This is a genomic window from Prevotella scopos JCM 17725, from assembly GCF_018127785.1.
GTDB classification, from domain to species: Bacteria; Bacteroidota; Bacteroidia; order Bacteroidales; family Bacteroidaceae; genus Prevotella; species Prevotella scopos.
Window position 1 is genome coordinate 431,718 of the sequence record NZ_CP072389.1, and the last position, 17,176, is coordinate 448,893.

A 17,176-nucleotide genomic window follows, 5' to 3' on the forward strand; every position below is an offset into this window, starting at 1 on the left:
AAAAGTTTGCTGTGGAAAAACTTTAGGAAACGAAAAAGCATCAATGAAGTTTGCCCTATCAGTATAATCAAAATATAATCCGATATAAAAATCAGAATGGAAAAATGTTTAACCAATAAAACAATACGACAATGAAAGAAGAAGATTTATCACGCATCAAGAGATACCCCATAGTGGAGTATCTTGAGAGGAAAGGTATCAAACCAGTGCGCAGCACACCTGCCTATGCTCTCTACCGTTCACCATTTCGTGAAGACACGCATCCGAGCTTCAAGGTGGACACAGAGAAGAACCTCTGGATAGACTATGCCGAAAGCAAGGGCGGAAGTATTATTGACCTTTGTATGAGGTTGGAAGGCTGCACGCTACTGGAAGCCATCCGACACTTAGGACGGAACACTCCCGATTATACTGCGTGTAGTCCTCAAAGAGAGTGTGTACAAGAAACTTCCAAGCTGGAAAGTATCAGACAAGCAGCATCTGCAAAAGGAGCAAGGAGATTGACAGGTATATCAGACACCTTGCCGTCCCATTTGCAGAAATACCTCATGGAGGAACGCTGCATCAACATGGAAAAGGCGATGCCCTTTCTGCGTTGTATCAGCTATGAGGTAAGAGGGCTGCACTATCAAGCCATCGGCTTTGCCAATCAATCGGGAGGCTATGAGCTTCGGGACAATGGTTCCTTCAAGGGAACGATTGCCCCGAAGGACATTACTCCGATATTCATAGACAAGTTGAGAGACAAGGACGCTGATAAGATACAGCCTGTATGCGTGTTCGAGGGATTTATGGATTTCCTTTCTCTCCTTTCAATGAAAGAAGGAGTAATGAGTGTCTGCCTCGTGATGAACTCCGTAAGCAATGTTGCAAGGGCTATCCGCTATCTGAACGACCGACACCTAACCCATATCCGTGCCTTCCTTGACAATGATGATGCAGGAAAGAGGGCAACCAATGATTTCATCAGGGCTGGTTTCAAGGTCGAGGATATGTCAGTGCATTACAGGAACTTCAAAGACCTCAACGAATATCACGTACATAGGGTACGTGAGCAACAGAAGAAACTATCACAGGTGATGCAGCAAATGCAAAGCAACTCTATAAAGGTAAAACAAGTTAAACATAAAATGAGATAGAAAAATGGAAAAGAAGAAAACAACAGAGGTAGAGTATGACCTTTCATATTATTTAGGTGGTAACGAAGAAGAACTGCTCGGAAGAAGTAGCCAGCAGCACACAAAGATGACAAGGAGTGGTAAGCCATCAGAGGATGTCGAGCCATTACAGAACACAGAGGTATCACGGTGTACCGAGTTTTCACACGAAACTGAACAAGCAAGGCTGCCAGAGAATGCACCCGTTAAGAAACGCATCAGTGCCAAAATGAGAAAGGAAACGCTTGAAGCCTACAAGCAAGCCTATCTTTTACCTGCCAAACTCAGTAATAGAAAGGCTGTCTATCTGAGTAAGGAAACACAGGAACGTGCAGACCTCATCGTGCGAAGATTGGGTGACAGGGGCAGCAACCTTTCAAGTTTCGTGGAGAACCTCGTCCGCAGTCATTTGGAGGAATACCACGAGGATATAGAGAAGTGGAGAAAGCTATAAGCACGAAAAAGGAGCGAGGGCTTTTCTTGGAAAGGTCCTCCCTTTTCCTTGAAACCCTCGACTCTTCCCCAAAAGAAATAAAACCATAATTATTAGTCCAATGCCTGAACGGTGGGAATACCACGAACGCAGTTAAACACGGAATGTCGTGCATTCACTTTCGGTAGGGGCAACACCCTTAGGTGTTATCGGCATTTTAACTGATATTGCAAGACGTCAGTTTGTACCCACAAACTGCACTTGCTCCCCTCGTCAGACTATCGGGGAGATAAGACCGTAATCACTACGTTCTCATCGGTCAGCATTCAGAAATTAAGCAACAACAAATTATCTATAATGATTAACTTTCAAAGGAAACTTATATGAATAGATACAAAGGAAAAGCTGCCCGATGGCAGCCAAAGGATAAGGAAGAACAGCGGATGAATAAGACAGAGTTCATTAAGGTAAGATGCACCTTAGAAGAAAAGCAGCGTATTAAGTCAAAGGCAGAAAGTACGGGACGTAAGTTTTCCGATTACTGCCGTGAGATACTCCTAAATGGAGAGGTGGCAGCCGTTCCCAAGATGACCGAAAATGAAAGGGAAGCCATTGCCATACTTCAGCATACAGGAAGGTTCTACGGGCAGATTTCTAACCTCATCAAGGTCAAGAACGAGGATTGGTTACATATCACAAAGAACCTCTCGCTATGTGCCAAAGAGGCATTTAAGCGATTTTACGACCCCCATTTTCATGTGAACGATGAGATATATAAGGTCTTAAATCTAACAAGAGATGATAGGAAAATGTAAGGCGATAGCGCATGGCAGCACGGCTTTAGACTATATTTTCAGAGAGGGTAAACTTGGCAGTCGGCTTGCCTTCCACAACCTTTGCAGCAGGGAGCCAAAGACTATCTATGAGGAAATGAAAGTGGTCAGTGACTATAACAGCCGTTGCAGGAACAAGTTCCTCCGCATTGAAATAGGCATCGCACCACAAGACGAGAAAAGACTGCCTGTATCCGAGCTTATGAGAATAGCCCATCTGTTTGCCAAGCGAATGGGACTTGACAACCATCAATGGGTGGCGGTAACGCACAAGGACACCGACAACAGACACATTCACATCATCGCCAACCGCATCAGCCTTTACGGAGAGGTCTATGATACTACTTTTGTGAGCAACAGGGCAGCGAGAGTGGCGGAGGAAATAAGCAGGGAGAAAAACTTGACTATCGCAAAGGAGGTCAAGGCAGAAAGGAGACACCAAAAGACAAAAGCCAGTCCAATAAGAGAGCAGACGAAGCAGCAGGTGCAGAAGATTTGCTATGCCTTGCTTGATAAGTACAAAGGCACAGGCATCACAGGGCATTCCATGTTCCTTTATGAATTGAACAAAAACGGCATCGCCATAGAGCGCATGAAGAACAAGCAAGGCAAGGTCTGTGGCTTGAAGTTCTCATACGCAGGAGAATCATTCAAAGCTTCCGAAATCGGCAGGGAATTCGGCTACCGTTCCTTGCAGAAGAACTTTGAAACAACCAACAAGGAAGAGCCAAAGAAACCACATCTAACAGTACAAGAGCCGACAGAAAGGAAAGAACGCCCTGATACAGGTTATCAACTCGTACCTCCAAGCCGTTCCTCAATTTCACGAGACAATGACACCCCACGAGTGCAAGATTCCATTGGTGCAGTGGCAGACACCATTGTTGGCGCAGCTGATGAAGTTGTGGAAGGCTTGGGCGATTTGATTACACCATCCACACAGGGCAATGACTATGCTGAAACAGCGTGGCAGCGCAAACTCAGAAACCAAGCTAACAGAAAGAGGAAACGTGGAAGAGGAATATAAACATAGCAGCATACAAAAGTGCAGAATAAAGAATATCTCATCAAAAACGCTTGTTATTCGTTAATAAAGTATTATCTTTGCAGACAGAATAACAAGTGTTCTTTATTAGGCAGAAAACAGCTTTTCTAATCTAACTTATGAATGCAGAATGTTCTTGAATAAAACAAAGATTTATAAGGATTTGAGGACTTATTAGATTAAAAATTAGCTATAGACCTCTTAGGAAACTATATTATAAAAACAGGAATATAGTATTCATATGTCTTACTTACAGATATGTGATCTTCTTAATGAAATAAAAGAGAATAGATGTATGGCAGTAAAATTTTCAAAAATATTATTTACAATTACTGTAACTGCACCAACTTTCTTCTCATTGGCATTAACTGGCATTGTGAAAAATTATGAAAGTTATTGTAATGTATGGAGGAATTTTTTCTCAGACAAAACGTATCTTAATAGCTTTGAATGGTTGGCTATTAATGGTAGCCTACTATTTATGTTGTTCTGCATAATAGGAGTATCACTCTATCTTAAACATAAAGGTAAGCGTCCAAAAGAGGGAAAGACTATAACAGTTACTTCTTATACAAATATGTCGCAAAATGGAGTGGAACAAGTTCTGTCATCAGTAATTCCATGGCTCACGGTTTTTGCTGATAATTTAGATTTTAAAATTTTATTTTTTAGCATTGTACTACAAGGCTGTCTTATAGCAATAACTAGTTACAATAACAGTAACTATAATATAATTTGTTCAATATTAGGCTATCGCTATTATGAGGTGCATACTAAAGAGAATACATATATACTACTTTCAAAAAAATGTATTAGAAATAGAAAAGAGATAAAGTCATATACAGATATAACAGATTATATGGGATTAATCATTAAAGACAAAGAATAAATATGAGCCAATTTTACGCTTTAATGTCAGACAACACAGTGAAGTATATTTCACTCAATGAGGATGTGGTTAATGATATTAGAAATATTTTTATCAGTGGTGCAGCGAGGTTGAAAACTGCGGAAATGGAAGAAGATGAATTTAATGGAGATATAATGGCAAGAAAAGGAGAAAACATTACTTATGTAAATTTCTTCTTGCCAGACGACTTCAGTAGAATACCTGACAATCAAGCAGATATGTCTGAATATAATATAGAGGAAGATATTCCTAAAAGTATTTTCTGGTATGAAGAAGGGAGATACCTTTTTCAAGTATTTAACAAAAGAAACATATTAAAGCGTAAAACTGTCTTGAAAGTTGAATACGGGAATTCTTTTGCAAAAATGCAAGAAAAGGCGTTTGTAATTGAAGAAAAAGTTAATGCCATATATGAAGATGGAAAGTTTTATTTTCAGAGTTACACAAGTGCCAATCAGATTTTTCCTTTACTAGATTTTGTGACTGAAGCAACTAATGGAGAAATTGATTCTTTTGGAGAAAATGAAAACTTAGAAGCTAATGCTGTCCGTATTAAAGATATTGCAAATGTTAAGACCAGAAGACTAATCAAAGTATTATCATCTACAACAAATGTCTCAACATTTATAGGTAAATCCCTTCGGACAAAAAAAAGTCTCTTAAAGAAATATGGTATAAAAGCCCAGATTAATAATGAGGGAAAACTTATCCTTCCTACTCATAATGTATCAGAACTTAATAGAACATTAGAATTTCTCAATGAAGACATTTTTAGAGGAGTAATAACAAATAGTTTATACAAATCAAACTCTAAAAAAAAAGACCAATAACAGATTTACAATAAGTTATAGTTAGGCTCTTTATTATGAAGATGTGCTAAAAAGTAAATCTATAACTTTGTACTTATCAAACTATAAGTAGAATTCTTCTGAAATCAAATAAAGACCATTTCTTTTTCTCAAAAGCGGTTATTGAAATGGTCTTTTCATATTGGTTTGTTTTAAGCTATAAGAATATCAAAAAGATATTTACATTTTGGCATACCTGCTTGCTTTTTATCCTTAAAAACGCTTGTTATTCGGAAACAAAGTATTATCTTTGTAAACAGAATAACAAGCGTTCTTTGTTAGGCAGAAAACAGCGAAGCCGAGTAGCCCGCTCGTTTCCAAATCGTTACCTGTTTGGCTTATGCGATAAGGTAACTTCTTTATTTTCAACAAGTTGTATTTTAGATATTATCTTGCAAGGCAAAAGATGCCCTTTTGAGGTCTAACTAACGCCCTTTTGAAGTCCAATTAGGCATCTTTTACTTTACGGTCTTGTAATTGTTTGATAGTCTTTTGGTTACAGTAGTAGTTGAAAATACTAATTTAGGCTGTTATTAAGTCTCTTTTTCGGTTCTTCCGTTAAATGGATAGATATCTCTGATTAGTTATATATAAAAAGCTGGTATTATGTATCTTTGTAGTGACCAAACTTCAAGAACATGAATACCAGCATAATGCAAAACGCCTTAGGCGTCTCCCAACAAGATTGTCAGAATCTGCGCTACGAAGGTAATAACTTAGTTTTAGAAATCCAAACTCCAAAGGAAAAACTTTGCTGTCCTGTATGTGGGAGTCATAATATTAATCGTAACGGCAGTCATATTCGTCGCTTTGTAAGTGTTCCTATAGGTTTGAGCAAGACTTATATAGACATGCGTGTACAGCGTATTCAATGTCACGACTGTGGCTGTATCAAACAAGAAAACGTCGCCTTTGCGAAAGGGAAACGCCGGCACACAATAGCCTTTGCGAATATGGTGCTTGACTTGTCTCGCTTTGCTACAATCCAGGACATATCATGGTTTCTTCAGGTATCTTGGGATGTAGTGCGTAATATACAGATGGAGTTTCTGCAGTCGAATTACTCCAACCCAGACCTTTCTACTTTAAGGCGTATTTCCATTGATGAGTTTGCCACTCATAAGGGGCATGTATATAAGACCATAGTTGTAGATTTGGATAATGGTCATATTGTTTATGTCGGTGATGGCAATGGGAAGAATGCCCTTGATGGTTTCTGGGACCGTCTCGGCAAGGACAAAGAACATATACAAGCAGTGTGTACAGACCTTTCTGCAGCATATACAAGATCTGTAAGTGAGCATCTTCCCAATGCAGCACTTGTAGTAGACCACTTTCATGTAACCAAGCTTATGAACGAAAAGCTGGACTTGCTAAGAAGACAGTTATGGCATGTGGAAAAGGACGTCAACAAGCGTAAAGTAATCAAAGGAACACGTTGGTTGTTGCTTAGAAATGGAAATGATATTTTTGATCATGCACACAGAAATAGACTGGAGAACGCCCTAAGCCTAAACCGTCCGCTAATGATTGCCTATTATCTCAAAGAAGATCTTAAGGAAATATGGAATCAGTGTAGTAAGCAAAAGGCTAAAGCTGTGTTGGATGAATGGGTAAAGCAAGCTATAGAATCCAAAATACAGCCATTAATGAAAATGGCGTCAACTATTAGAGCATACAAGACATATATATTAGCATGGTATGACCATTATATAACAAACGGAACTATAGAAGGAATTAACAACAAAATAAAGGTTTTGAAAAGACAGATATATGGGTTCAGAAATGAAGAATACTTCAAATTAAGACTATATGCACTGCATGATAGGGTACGTCATCTGAACTGTGTCATTGGCTTCATTTCTTTAGGAGCATGAGGAATGCTGATGGGCAAACCGGAGCAGTCTTTCTCTTGGTAAAATCAGGCTGGGCTCGATGCCCAGCCTGATTTTTAATTTGCTGGTGGTATAAACCATCGCATCTTCTCTTGGTGTTGCAAAGATACGACAGTATTTTTGAACTGCCTAATTTCCGGATGCCTAACTTCATGAACCTATAATAATTGGAAGCGGTCGCCAAACTTTATAGCGAACTGTTGGGCTGTCTGGCCCCAGTTTCGCAATGGCTGAGTCCATTTCTTTTTGATGTTACGATAGGCAAGATATACGAGTTTGAAGAGAGCTTCGTCAGTTGGGAAAACTCCCTTTGTCTTTGTTACCTTACGTATCTGACGATGATAACCTTCTACAATGTTGGTAGTATACATGATACGTCTGATAGGTTCCGTATAGTCAAAATAGTGTGAGAGGTTATCCCACTTGTCACGCCACGACTTGATGACGATAGGATATTGCTTACCCCACTTTTTCTCCAAATTATCGAGTTCTATCTCTGCTTTCTCCTTAGTTTGTGCAGCATAAACCATCTTCAAATCCTTTAGGAACTCCTTCTGATTCTTGCTGGCGACATACTTCACTGAGTTACGGATTTGATGTACAATACATAGCTGTACATCCGTCTTAGGAAATACGCTCTGGATGGCATCTGGGAAGCCCGTAAGGCCATCTACACAAGCTATAAGAATGTCTTTGACACCTCTGTTTTGAAGGTCTGTAAGTACGCTGAGCCAGAAGTTAGCGCCCTCGCTATGAGATACATACATACCCAGAAGATCTTTATGTCCTTCCTTGTCAACACCAATGACATTATATATTGCACGAGATGTTGTAGCACCCGTGTCGTCATGTGCCTTGTAATGGATAGCATCCATCCAAACTATCGGATAGACTTCTTCCAAAGAGCGTGTGCGCCAGGCTTTTATCTCAGGCCAGACCTTGTCCGTAATGTTACTTATTGTCTCTTTGGATATCTTGGTACCATAGTTCTCTTCAAGGAACTTACTTATGTCAGACATGCTCTGACCTGTAGCATAAAGACTGATAATCTTATCGGACAAACCTTCTGCTAATATCGTCTGTCGTTTTTTGATAATCTCAGGGGTAAAACTCCCTTCTCTGTCACGTGGAGTATCTATTTCTACAGGACCATACTCTGTTTGAACCTCCTTGGACATCTTGCCGTTACGGCGATTAATCTTTGTGGATGTCTTAGTGTTATAAAGGTGAGAGTCCATCTCACACTCGAGAGCTGAATTGAGGAAATCTTCCAATACACGATGGAATGCACCATCCTTACCAAACAAAGGAGTACCTTGTTTGAACTGTTCTTTTGCCTGAGACAACATCTCGGCGTACTCGTCTTGTGTCATTTGCTAAATCTAAGTATGCTGATATAACAGCGGTTATATGAGTTTATTGTGTTAGCCGTTGACACAGTTGATATGACATCGTCGCATGATAGACGTCTACGCATTTAACGGAAGAACCTCTTTTTCTCCTTGTTTTTGTAATAAAATTTCTTCGTGCTCTTATGTACTCCAATGAGGCTGTTATTATTTTATTTATCTTATTTGTTTTCTGTCACTTTCAGAGGGGTTAGTTAAGTATTAAGGCTTGTAAGTCGATAAAAGTATTATAAAAGTTTCTTTTGGGGTATATTTAAGTAGAAAAACGTTACCGAGAAAGGGGCTTATCTCCTTAGAATTATGTATCTTTGCAATGATGAAATTCGCAATTATTGCAGCTGGCGATGGTTCACGACTGGCTCAAGAAGGTATCACCGAACCTAAACCATTGGTGAAGGTAAGGGGAGAACGGCTCATAGACAGATTAATAAGGATTTTCATGGAAAATAATGCCACGGAGATTGTTGTTATCTGTAATGAGCAGATGTATGATGTGGCAAGTCATTTGAAGATGATACAAGACGAAGGTTTGAATGGTTTGCCCATCCCGTTGTGTTTTGTCGTAAAGTCTACGCAGAGTTCAATGCATAGTTTTTATGAATTGTGCGACTTTCTTCATGATGAACCTTTTATCCTAACAACAGTCGATACAATCTTTGACGAGAGAGAGTTTCATGATTACGTCTTATCCTTTCAAGATAAGATAGCACATGGGACAGCCGCTTTGATGGGTGTTACAGATTATATTGATGATGAAAAACCACTTTATGTTGGTGTTGACAATGTCATGCGCATTAATGGCTATTACGATAATGCACAAGTAGATTCTCGCTTTATTTCTGCAGGTATATATGGGTTGACAGCTTCTTCGCTTGATATTCTTGAATCTTGTATAGAAAAAGGTGAGAGACGGATGCGTAATTTTCAGCGTGCATTGGTTGCAGCTGGCTTGCGAATAGAAGCTTATCCGCTGACAAAGGTGTTTGATATCGACCATATAGATGATATAAGAAAGGCTGATGAAGGAGTAAATAACTTATCTTCTTGTTGTAAGGGGAAAACCCTGTTGATACAACGTGCAGCCTGCTATTCACCTAATTCTGAGGAGAAAGATTTAGCTGTATTGCAAGAGGTTGGTAGTCTTTTAGAAGATGCCACGATAATAAGTGAAGATGATTTTGTCAATCGTTTTAGTACTTATAATCAGTCTGTTTCATCTGAATTAGTAGATTCTGTAAATGCCAATTGCCAAATTATTTCTATGGCGCGCAGCACAAAGACTTTAGAGTGTCTTGAACAGTTGGAGCGAAGTGGTATATTAGTTCTTAACTCATCTGTTGGTGTTCGGGCTTGTCAAAGGAGTAATATAGATAAGGTGATGCGTGAAAACCATCTCCCATTACCACCTGATGAAGGTAATGATGGTTATTGGGTAAAGCGCGCTGATGCATCGACACAAAGCAAAGAAGACGTCTGTTTCTGTCATGATTGTTCAGAAGTCGAAAAGATAAAATCAACCTTTATGCAGCGTGGTATCACAGATGTTGTGACGCAAGCACACGTAAAAGGTGACGTTGTGAAGTTCTATGGTGTTGAAGGTACTGTTTTTTTCCGTTATTATTATTCAGGTGCTGATACTGAAACAAAGTTTGGTGATGAAGAAAGGAATGGTAAACCGCGGTATTATTCATTTTCATCTTCTAACTTACAGGCTGATGCGGAGAGATTAGCTTGTTTACTACAGACGCCTATTTATGGTGGTGATGCGATAGTACGGGAGGATGGCAGTTATGTCATCATTGATTTTAATGACTTTCCCAGTTTCTCAAGATGTAGGGAAGAAGCGGCAAAAGCTATCGTTAGACGGATGAAACAGAAGGTTGAGGCTTCTTATAAAACCTCCTCTAACGAGAAGTGTAAGGGCGATATGAATAGTTGTAGTTGATTGATAGTCAGTTATTCTTCAACTTGAATCGTTTCTAAATAATCAGAATACAATGACAAAAGAAGAACAAAATAATATAGCAACTGCTCAGCAAACAAAAGACAACGCTCATTTTGCAGCTCAGTCCTCTTCACCTTATTTGGGCGAAGGACAAGATGGTAAGATAGGATTTTTTAGTCTTCTTCATGCCTCTTTCAAGTCTATGGACACGGAAGAATGGCTTGATATCTATTTTACTCGCCCCATAGGTTTAGCATTTGCCTTGTTCTGGCATCGCTTGGGTGTTACGCCTAATACTATTACCATTCTTTCTATCTTCCTTGGAATTGGTGCGGGTGTAATGTTTTACTTTACCGATACCTTATATAATATCATCGGAATTTTTCTCTTGATGTTAGCAAACTTTTGTGATTCAACAGACGGACAACTGGCAAGGCTTACTCGTCAACAGTCTATGAAGGGGCGCTGTTTAGATGGGTTTGCAGGTGATGTGTGGTTTTTCTCAATCTATCTTGCTATAGTCTTACGACTTTGGTATCAGCCAATACCCGGTACATCAGAGGTGTGGGGCTTATGGGGATTAGCCTTGGCAGCCATTGCAAGTTTGTTATGTCACTCCCCACAAAGTTCATTGAGCGATTATTACCGACAGATTCATCTTTATTTCTTAAAGGGTAAGGATGGATCAGAACTAGATTCGTACGAACATGAACATGATATAGTTGAAAGCTTGAAAGGAAAGAAGGGTGTCTTTTGGGATCGTGCTTTTCATATTAATTACCAGCGTTATTGTAAAAGCCAAGAGCGCAGAACCCCGGCTTTTCAGAAGTTTCATGCTGCGTTACTTAAAAAGTATGGGAGTATAGAACAGGTTCCTCAGGAACTTAAAGATAGCTTCTTGAAGGGAAGCAGACCATTAATGCCATTCACAAACTTCATGACGTTCAATAGTCGTGCAATCCTTTTATATGTCACTTGTTTGTTGAATTGTCCATGGGTTTACTTAGTAGTTGAAATAACTTTGTATAACTTGCTGTATGTTTATATGCACAAAAGGCATGAGAATTTATGTAAACGTCTTATGCTTAAGGAGTAACCGAGACAAGTAATGCTCTACAACTTTGGATTGATACAAAGTTAAAGAAATACTTTTCATTATTGAATAAGGTAATTGAACACCAGTTAATTATAATCGTTAATAACTAGATTGTTTAGAATGAATAGTAAGTTGAACAAGAAACCATCAACAGAAGCATCACCACTTCCTACTCAACGAGATGAGCAGAAGTCGATAACACTTCTTTTTGACTTTGGTGGTACACTTGATACTGCAGGTTGTCATTGGGGTAAGTTTCTATGGTATGCATACAAAAGGAATGGAATTCCTGTGACAGAAGAGCAGTTTCGTGAAGCCTATGTACATGCAGAGCGTACCTTAGGAAAGCAGCCTATTATACAGTCACATGACACATTCTTCTCGATGTTAACGAATAAGTTAAGTATAGAGTTTGAATACTTACTTAGTTGTGGTTGGTTAGCGGCAGATAAGGTTGAGGCTGAACAGATGCAAAGAATTCTGTTGAATGATATTTATGAGAAGGTAAAAACCAATATATCAGAGAGTAGGCGAGTCCTATCTGAGTTAAAGAAGAACCATAGGTTAGGCTTGGTAACAAACTTCTATGGGAATATGTCGGTTGTTCTTGAGGAGTTTGATTTATCTTCTTATTTTGAAACAGTAACAGAAAGTGCTGTTGTAGGTGTTCGAAAGCCTGATTCACAGATATTTAATTTAGCTGTGAATTCTTTGGATGAGGAGGCTGAGAACGTTGTTGTGATTGGTGACAGCTACACAAAAGATATACTTCCAGCTCATGAAATGGGTTGCCATACAATTTGGTTAAAAGGTGAAGGGTGGACGTCGGAAGAGCCAACAACGTGTGTGGCAGATTATGTTATTAAGAATTTAGTTGAACTACAACCTATATTAAGACAATATACGCCGCTTTAATGCGTTAATTAAATATTGCAGTATTAATCATGAAGCAAACAAACGTAAAGCCTGCAGAAGGCAGATTAGGAATAATGGTCGTTGGTTGCGGCGCTGTTGCTACGACCTTCATGACTGGAGTGTTAATGACACGCAAGGGTCTTACGAAGCCTATCGGCTCTATGACTCAATATGATAAAATCCGTGTAGGACGCGGAGCAGATAAGAAATATCTTCATTACAAAGATATTGTTCCATTGGCAAACTTAGACGATATCGTCTTTGGTACATGGGATGTGTATCCTCAGAATGCTTATCAGGCTGCAGTATATGCTGAAGTGTTGAAGGCAAAGGATATCGAACCTGTACGTGAGGAACTGATGGCTATCAAACCTCTGAAGGCTGCTTTTGATCGAAACTATGCTAAGCGACTGGATGGTGACAATGTTAAAGACTGCAAGACACGTTGGGATATGGTGTTGGAATTGCAGAAAGACATTCAGAACTTTAAGAAAGAGCATGGCTGTGAGCGTGTAGTTGTTATCTGGGCAGCTTCTACCGAGATTTATGTACCATACGACGAGGCATATCATAAGACACTTGAGCAATTGGAATCGGCTATGAAGTCAGATGATAGAGAGCATATTGCTCCATCTATGTGTTATGCTTATGCGGCATTGACAGAAGGTTGTCCGTTTATTATGGGTGCTCCTAATACAACGGTTGATATACCTGCTATGTGGGAGTTAGCAGAGAAGACATGTATGCCTATTGCAGGTAAGGACTTTAAGACTGGTCAAACATTGGTTAAGTCGGGCTTTGCTCCTATTATCAAGACACGTAACCTTGGACTTGCTGGTTGGTTCTCAACGAATATCTTGGGCAACCGTGACGGCTTGGTTCTTGATGAACCAGCTAATTTTCACACAAAGGAAGTAAGTAAGTTGTCGACACTTGAGACCATTTGTAGAGCTGATGAGCAGCCCGATCTTTACGGTAATATCTATCATAAAGTGCGTATCAATTATTATCCACCTCGTAATGACGATAAGGAGGGATGGGACAATATTGATATCTTTGGCTGGATGGGTTATCCAATGCAGATAAAGATTAATTTCCTTTGCCGTGACTCAATCCTTGCTGCACCATTGCTTCTTGACCTCACACTGCTCTCTGATCTTGCAGCAAGGGCTGGTCGTTATGGTATTCAGCGTTTCTTGAGTATCTTCCTCAAGAGTCCAATGCACGATTTCACTCGTGGTGAGGAAGCTGTCAATAACCTCTTTGAACAGTATACCATGCTGAAGAATGCCATTCGAGAGATGGGTGGCTATGAAGCAGATGAAGAGATAGATTAATAATCTCCTCAATTAACAGAAAAGTCCTCTAAACCCTTTTATGGGATAGGAGAACTCTTGAATGCAAAATGACGATAATAAGTTGTCTTGCATGATTCTAACACTAAAGTAAGATATGAACAGATTAATGAGTCTAAATAAGCCGAATCATACATTTTTTGTCTTTGATAAGACAAGAGAAGGACTGCGAATGATAAAGACGAGAGTGATAATCTCTCTTCTCTTTTTGTTCGTATCATTTTCAGCACATGCATATACATTTGAATCTTTGTACTTTAATTCAAAGCCTTATGTTATGCACATTGATTCGTTGTTGGCGGGTAAAGACTCTTCGTTTGTAGCTAAAGATTCTTTGTTAACAGCAACTGATTCGATGGTGATAGCTACAGACTCATTGCTTCAAATGATGGATTCTTTAGCTAAGATAGCTGCTAAGGCAGCAGTGATAGATAGTACTTTGCTCCAATGTTACGTGGTTGACTGGCAGACGGGAGATAGTATTCCTTATGCTAATGCGCTCTATCGGAATTTAAAGTTAGGTGCATCGAGTGATGCTGATGGGCATTTTTCTATAGCTCGAAAGGTGGGTGAACAGCTTACTATTACTGCTGTAGGTTATAAGCCACGTCATATCAAGATTACTGCACATACTTCAAGAGAGTTGAAAGTAACTCTTATTGCAGACTCTAAGCAACTTCAAGGGATTGTTGTGAAGGCTAAGCGACGTCATAAGTATTCTCGTAAGGATAATCCAGCAGTAGAGTTGATGCGGCGTGTTATTGCTGCGAAGAAGCAAACCCATTTGGAGAACCATGATTACTATCAGTATGATAAGTATCAGAAGGTGACAATGGCTATTAATAACCTTACACCTGATGAACTTGAAGGCTCTATGTTTAAGAAGGCTCCTTGGCTTCTTGACCAAGTGGAGACTTGTCCTTATAATAACAAACTTATTCTTCCAATATCTGTAGATGAGACGCTTACGCAGCATCTTTATCGTAAGAATCCACGTGATGAGAAGGATATCGTGTTGGGACAGTCTACTAAGGGTATTTCAAAACTTATACAGACGGGTGAAGCTTTGAATACAATTGTGAAGGACCTCTTTAAGGATATCAATCTTTATGATGATCATATTGACCTCCTTCAGAAACGTTTTCCTTCTCCAATAGGCTCTACAGCTATTTCATTCTATCATTTCTATATTGACGATACGGTCTATGTAAATCAGGATCAGTGTATTCGTTTGCAGTTTATGCCAGCCAACCAACAGGATTTTGGATTCCGTGGTGAGTTGTATGTGTTGAATGATAGTTCACTTCATGTGAAGAAGTGTGATATGCAGTTGCCTGCTAATACAGGTGTTAACTTTGTTGATGCAATGAAGTTTCAGCAGGAATTCACGAAGTTAAGCAATGGAGAGTGGGCTTTGACAACAGACAACATGATTGCTGAGTTGAAGCTGACAGACCTCTTGCAACGTGCTATTGTCATTCGCACTACCGGTATAACAAACTATTCTTTTGCCCCTATTGATGACAAACAATTTAAGGGTAAGGCAAAGATTATATACGATACCAATGCTAAGATGCGCGATAATGATTTCTGGGCAGCACATAGAACAACGCAACTGACGAAGAGTGAGGCTGGGATGGACTCATTTATCAAGCGAATGGCAAATACTAAGCATTTTAAGTGGGTGATATTTGCATCTAAGGCTTTGATAGAGAACTTCATTGAAACAGGTTCAGAAGACAAGCCAAGTAAGTTTGATATTGGTCCTGTCAACACTTTTATCTCAAAGAACTTTGTTGATGGCATTCGTTTACGTGCTTCTGCCCGTACTACAGCTAAGTTTAATCCTCATTGGTTCTTTGAGGGTTACTATGCTTATGGTACAAAGTCACATCGCAATTATTACGATGCAAAGGTTACCTACTCGTTTAATAAGCCCGAGTATCAGCCTATTGAGTTCCCTATCCGTACCATATCTTTCGAATCAACAAGTGACGTAGAGTCTCCATCAGATAAGTATCTGAAGCATAATAAAGATAATATCTTCATGACATTCCGCCCAGTGAAGGTTGAGCAGATGTATTTTGTTAATCGTCAGAAGATAAACTTTAATTGGGAGACTGATTATGGTTTGGCTACAAGTTTGGAACTTCGTACTGAGAGTAACAGGCCAACAGGTAAACTTGTATATGAGAAGATGGATGGTACGCTGGTAGATAAACTGCGTGTGAGTGAGGTTAGTCTTGGATTCAATTATCGTCCTGGACAGTCTTATGTGAACTCAAAGCAAAAGCGTATGACTGTAAATCTCGATGCACCAGAGTTCAATGTTAAGCATACAATGGGTATTAAGCATTTCTTAGGGGGCGACTTTAATAGTAATCTTACTGAGGTTTCTATTTATAAACGTTTCTGGTTAGGTAGCTGGGGCCACATTGATACGCGTGTGCAAGGTGGTGCACAATGGAACAAGGTGCCATTCCAATTCCTTATCACTCCTCCTGTAAACACGTCTTATTTCGAGCATCAAGGAACGTTCAACCTTATGAAAGGACTTGAATTCCTTAATGACCGATATGCACAGTTTAATCTTGCGTGGGACTTAGAAGGTAAGATTTTCAATCGTCTTCCACTCATTAAGAAACTGAAGTGGCGTGAGTATGTTGCTTTTAAAGGAATGTGGGGACACTTAACAGATAAGAACAACCCATACTTACCACAGAATGCTAATGATACAGAATTGTATAAGTTCCCTGTCGATACACGTGTAATGACGCGCGATCCTTACATGGAGTTTGTTGTCGGAGTACATAATATCTTCAAGTTTTTGGAGGTTGATTACGTTCGTCGACTTACTTATACGAATGCTCCTGGAATATCAAAGAATGGTATTAGATTTGGTTTTAATCTGGTTTTCTAATCCCTATGAGCAAATTTAATCATCGTTAGATATGATAAAGGATATTATCTTAGTCGGTATTGGAAGTTTTGTTGGTGGCAGTCTTCGAATGGTAATTTCGAAGTATGTTCAGTTAGCGGTAGCTGGCTCATTTCCTTTGGGAACAATGGTTGTAAATGTACTTGGATGTTTCCTTATAGGGGTTTTTTCCTCATTATCCAGTGATAATGGAGGAGTTAGTCCAGCTGTTCGCCTTATGCTTACTACTGGTTTTTGTGGAGGTTTTACAACCTTTTCAACTTTTATGAATGAGCATGCAACGTTATTAAAGGGAGGGGATGGTTTTATTGTTTCCTCCCTTTATATCATTTCCTCCCTTGCATTAGGCTTTATCGCTTTATTAGCTGGTCGCCACCTTGTTATGTCTATTCACTAA

14 protein-coding genes are annotated in these 17,176 nt (G+C 39.4%); 13 read left to right on the forward strand and 1 reads right to left on the reverse strand.

Features of this window, described 5'->3' with window-relative positions; genetic code table 11:
* The first annotated feature begins 131 nt into the window (after nucleotides 1-131).
* The 7 genes from J4856_RS01585 (at nucleotide 132) to J4856_RS01615 (ending at nucleotide 7,103) form a co-directional block, all read left to right on the forward strand.
* A complete protein-coding gene (locus J4856_RS01585; protein ID WP_025839658.1) occupies nucleotides 132-1,139 on the forward strand; it encodes a toprim domain-containing protein in 1,008 nt (335 codons plus the stop codon).
* 4 nt (nucleotides 1,140-1,143) lie between these two features.
* Nucleotides 1,144-1,611, forward strand: a complete 468-nt coding sequence (locus tag J4856_RS01590) for a DUF3408 domain-containing protein (protein ID WP_007135879.1) — start codon at nucleotides 1,144-1,146, stop codon at nucleotides 1,609-1,611.
* A 362-nt stretch (nucleotides 1,612-1,973) separates the two neighbouring features.
* On the forward strand, nucleotides 1,974-2,405 hold the full coding sequence (locus tag J4856_RS01595) for a plasmid mobilization protein (protein WP_007135880.1): 432 nt from the start codon (nucleotides 1,974-1,976) through the stop codon (nucleotides 2,403-2,405).
* The gene (locus tag J4856_RS01600) at nucleotides 2,389-3,450 is read left to right on the forward strand and encodes a relaxase/mobilization nuclease domain-containing protein (RefSeq protein WP_025839659.1); all 1,062 of its coding nucleotides are present in this window, start codon (nucleotides 2,389-2,391) and stop codon (nucleotides 3,448-3,450) included. The genes J4856_RS01595 and J4856_RS01600 overlap by 17 nt, the downstream gene beginning before the upstream one ends.
* A gap of 313 nt (nucleotides 3,451-3,763) precedes the next feature.
* Nucleotides 3,764-4,357, forward strand: a complete 594-nt coding sequence (locus J4856_RS01605) for a hypothetical protein (protein ID WP_025839660.1) — start codon at nucleotides 3,764-3,766, stop codon at nucleotides 4,355-4,357.
* 38 nt (nucleotides 4,358-4,395) lie between these two features.
* Entirely contained in the window at nucleotides 4,396-5,208 is an 813-nt protein-coding gene (locus J4856_RS01610; RefSeq protein WP_242403126.1) for a hypothetical protein, read from the forward strand.
* Nucleotides 5,209-5,864: 656 nt separating this feature from the next.
* Nucleotides 5,865-7,103 (forward strand): ISL3 family transposase, encoded by a 1,239-nt coding sequence (locus J4856_RS01615; protein WP_211817816.1) that lies wholly within the window; start codon nucleotides 5,865-5,867, stop codon nucleotides 7,101-7,103.
* A 176-nt stretch (nucleotides 7,104-7,279) separates the two neighbouring features.
* On the opposite strand, the gene J4856_RS01620 is transcribed toward J4856_RS01615, so the two are convergent.
* On the reverse strand, nucleotides 7,280-8,470 hold the full coding sequence (locus J4856_RS01620) for an IS256 family transposase (RefSeq protein WP_428842427.1): 1,191 nt from the start codon (nucleotides 8,468-8,470) through the stop codon (nucleotides 7,280-7,282).
* 376 nt (nucleotides 8,471-8,846) lie between these two features.
* Between J4856_RS01620 and J4856_RS01625 the strand changes: the two genes are divergently transcribed.
* The 6 genes from J4856_RS01625 (at nucleotide 8,847) to crcB (ending at nucleotide 17,176) form a co-directional block, all read left to right on the forward strand.
* Nucleotides 8,847-10,475 carry a sugar phosphate nucleotidyltransferase gene (locus tag J4856_RS01625; RefSeq protein WP_025839890.1) on the forward strand — a complete coding sequence of 543 codons (1,629 nt, stop codon included), beginning with the start codon at nucleotides 8,847-8,849 and terminating at the stop codon, nucleotides 10,473-10,475.
* A 52-nt stretch (nucleotides 10,476-10,527) separates the two neighbouring features.
* A complete protein-coding gene (locus J4856_RS01630) occupies nucleotides 10,528-11,571 on the forward strand; it encodes a CDP-alcohol phosphatidyltransferase family protein (protein ID WP_234967325.1) in 1,044 nt (347 codons plus the stop codon).
* A 120-nt stretch (nucleotides 11,572-11,691) separates the two neighbouring features.
* Nucleotides 11,692-12,486 carry an HAD family hydrolase gene (locus J4856_RS01635; protein WP_025839892.1) on the forward strand — a complete coding sequence of 265 codons (795 nt, stop codon included), beginning with the start codon at nucleotides 11,692-11,694 and terminating at the stop codon, nucleotides 12,484-12,486.
* 29 nt (nucleotides 12,487-12,515) lie between these two features.
* Entirely contained in the window at nucleotides 12,516-13,823 is a 1,308-nt protein-coding gene (locus J4856_RS01640; protein WP_065368022.1) for an inositol-3-phosphate synthase, read from the forward strand.
* A 190-nt stretch (nucleotides 13,824-14,013) separates the two neighbouring features.
* Nucleotides 14,014-16,761 (forward strand): DUF5686 family protein, encoded by a 2,748-nt coding sequence (locus J4856_RS01645; RefSeq protein ID WP_373277355.1) that lies wholly within the window; start codon nucleotides 14,014-14,016, stop codon nucleotides 16,759-16,761.
* A 31-nt stretch (nucleotides 16,762-16,792) separates the two neighbouring features.
* On the forward strand, nucleotides 16,793-17,176 hold the full coding sequence (gene crcB / locus J4856_RS01650) for a fluoride efflux transporter CrcB (protein WP_065368023.1): 384 nt from the start codon (nucleotides 16,793-16,795) through the stop codon (nucleotides 17,174-17,176).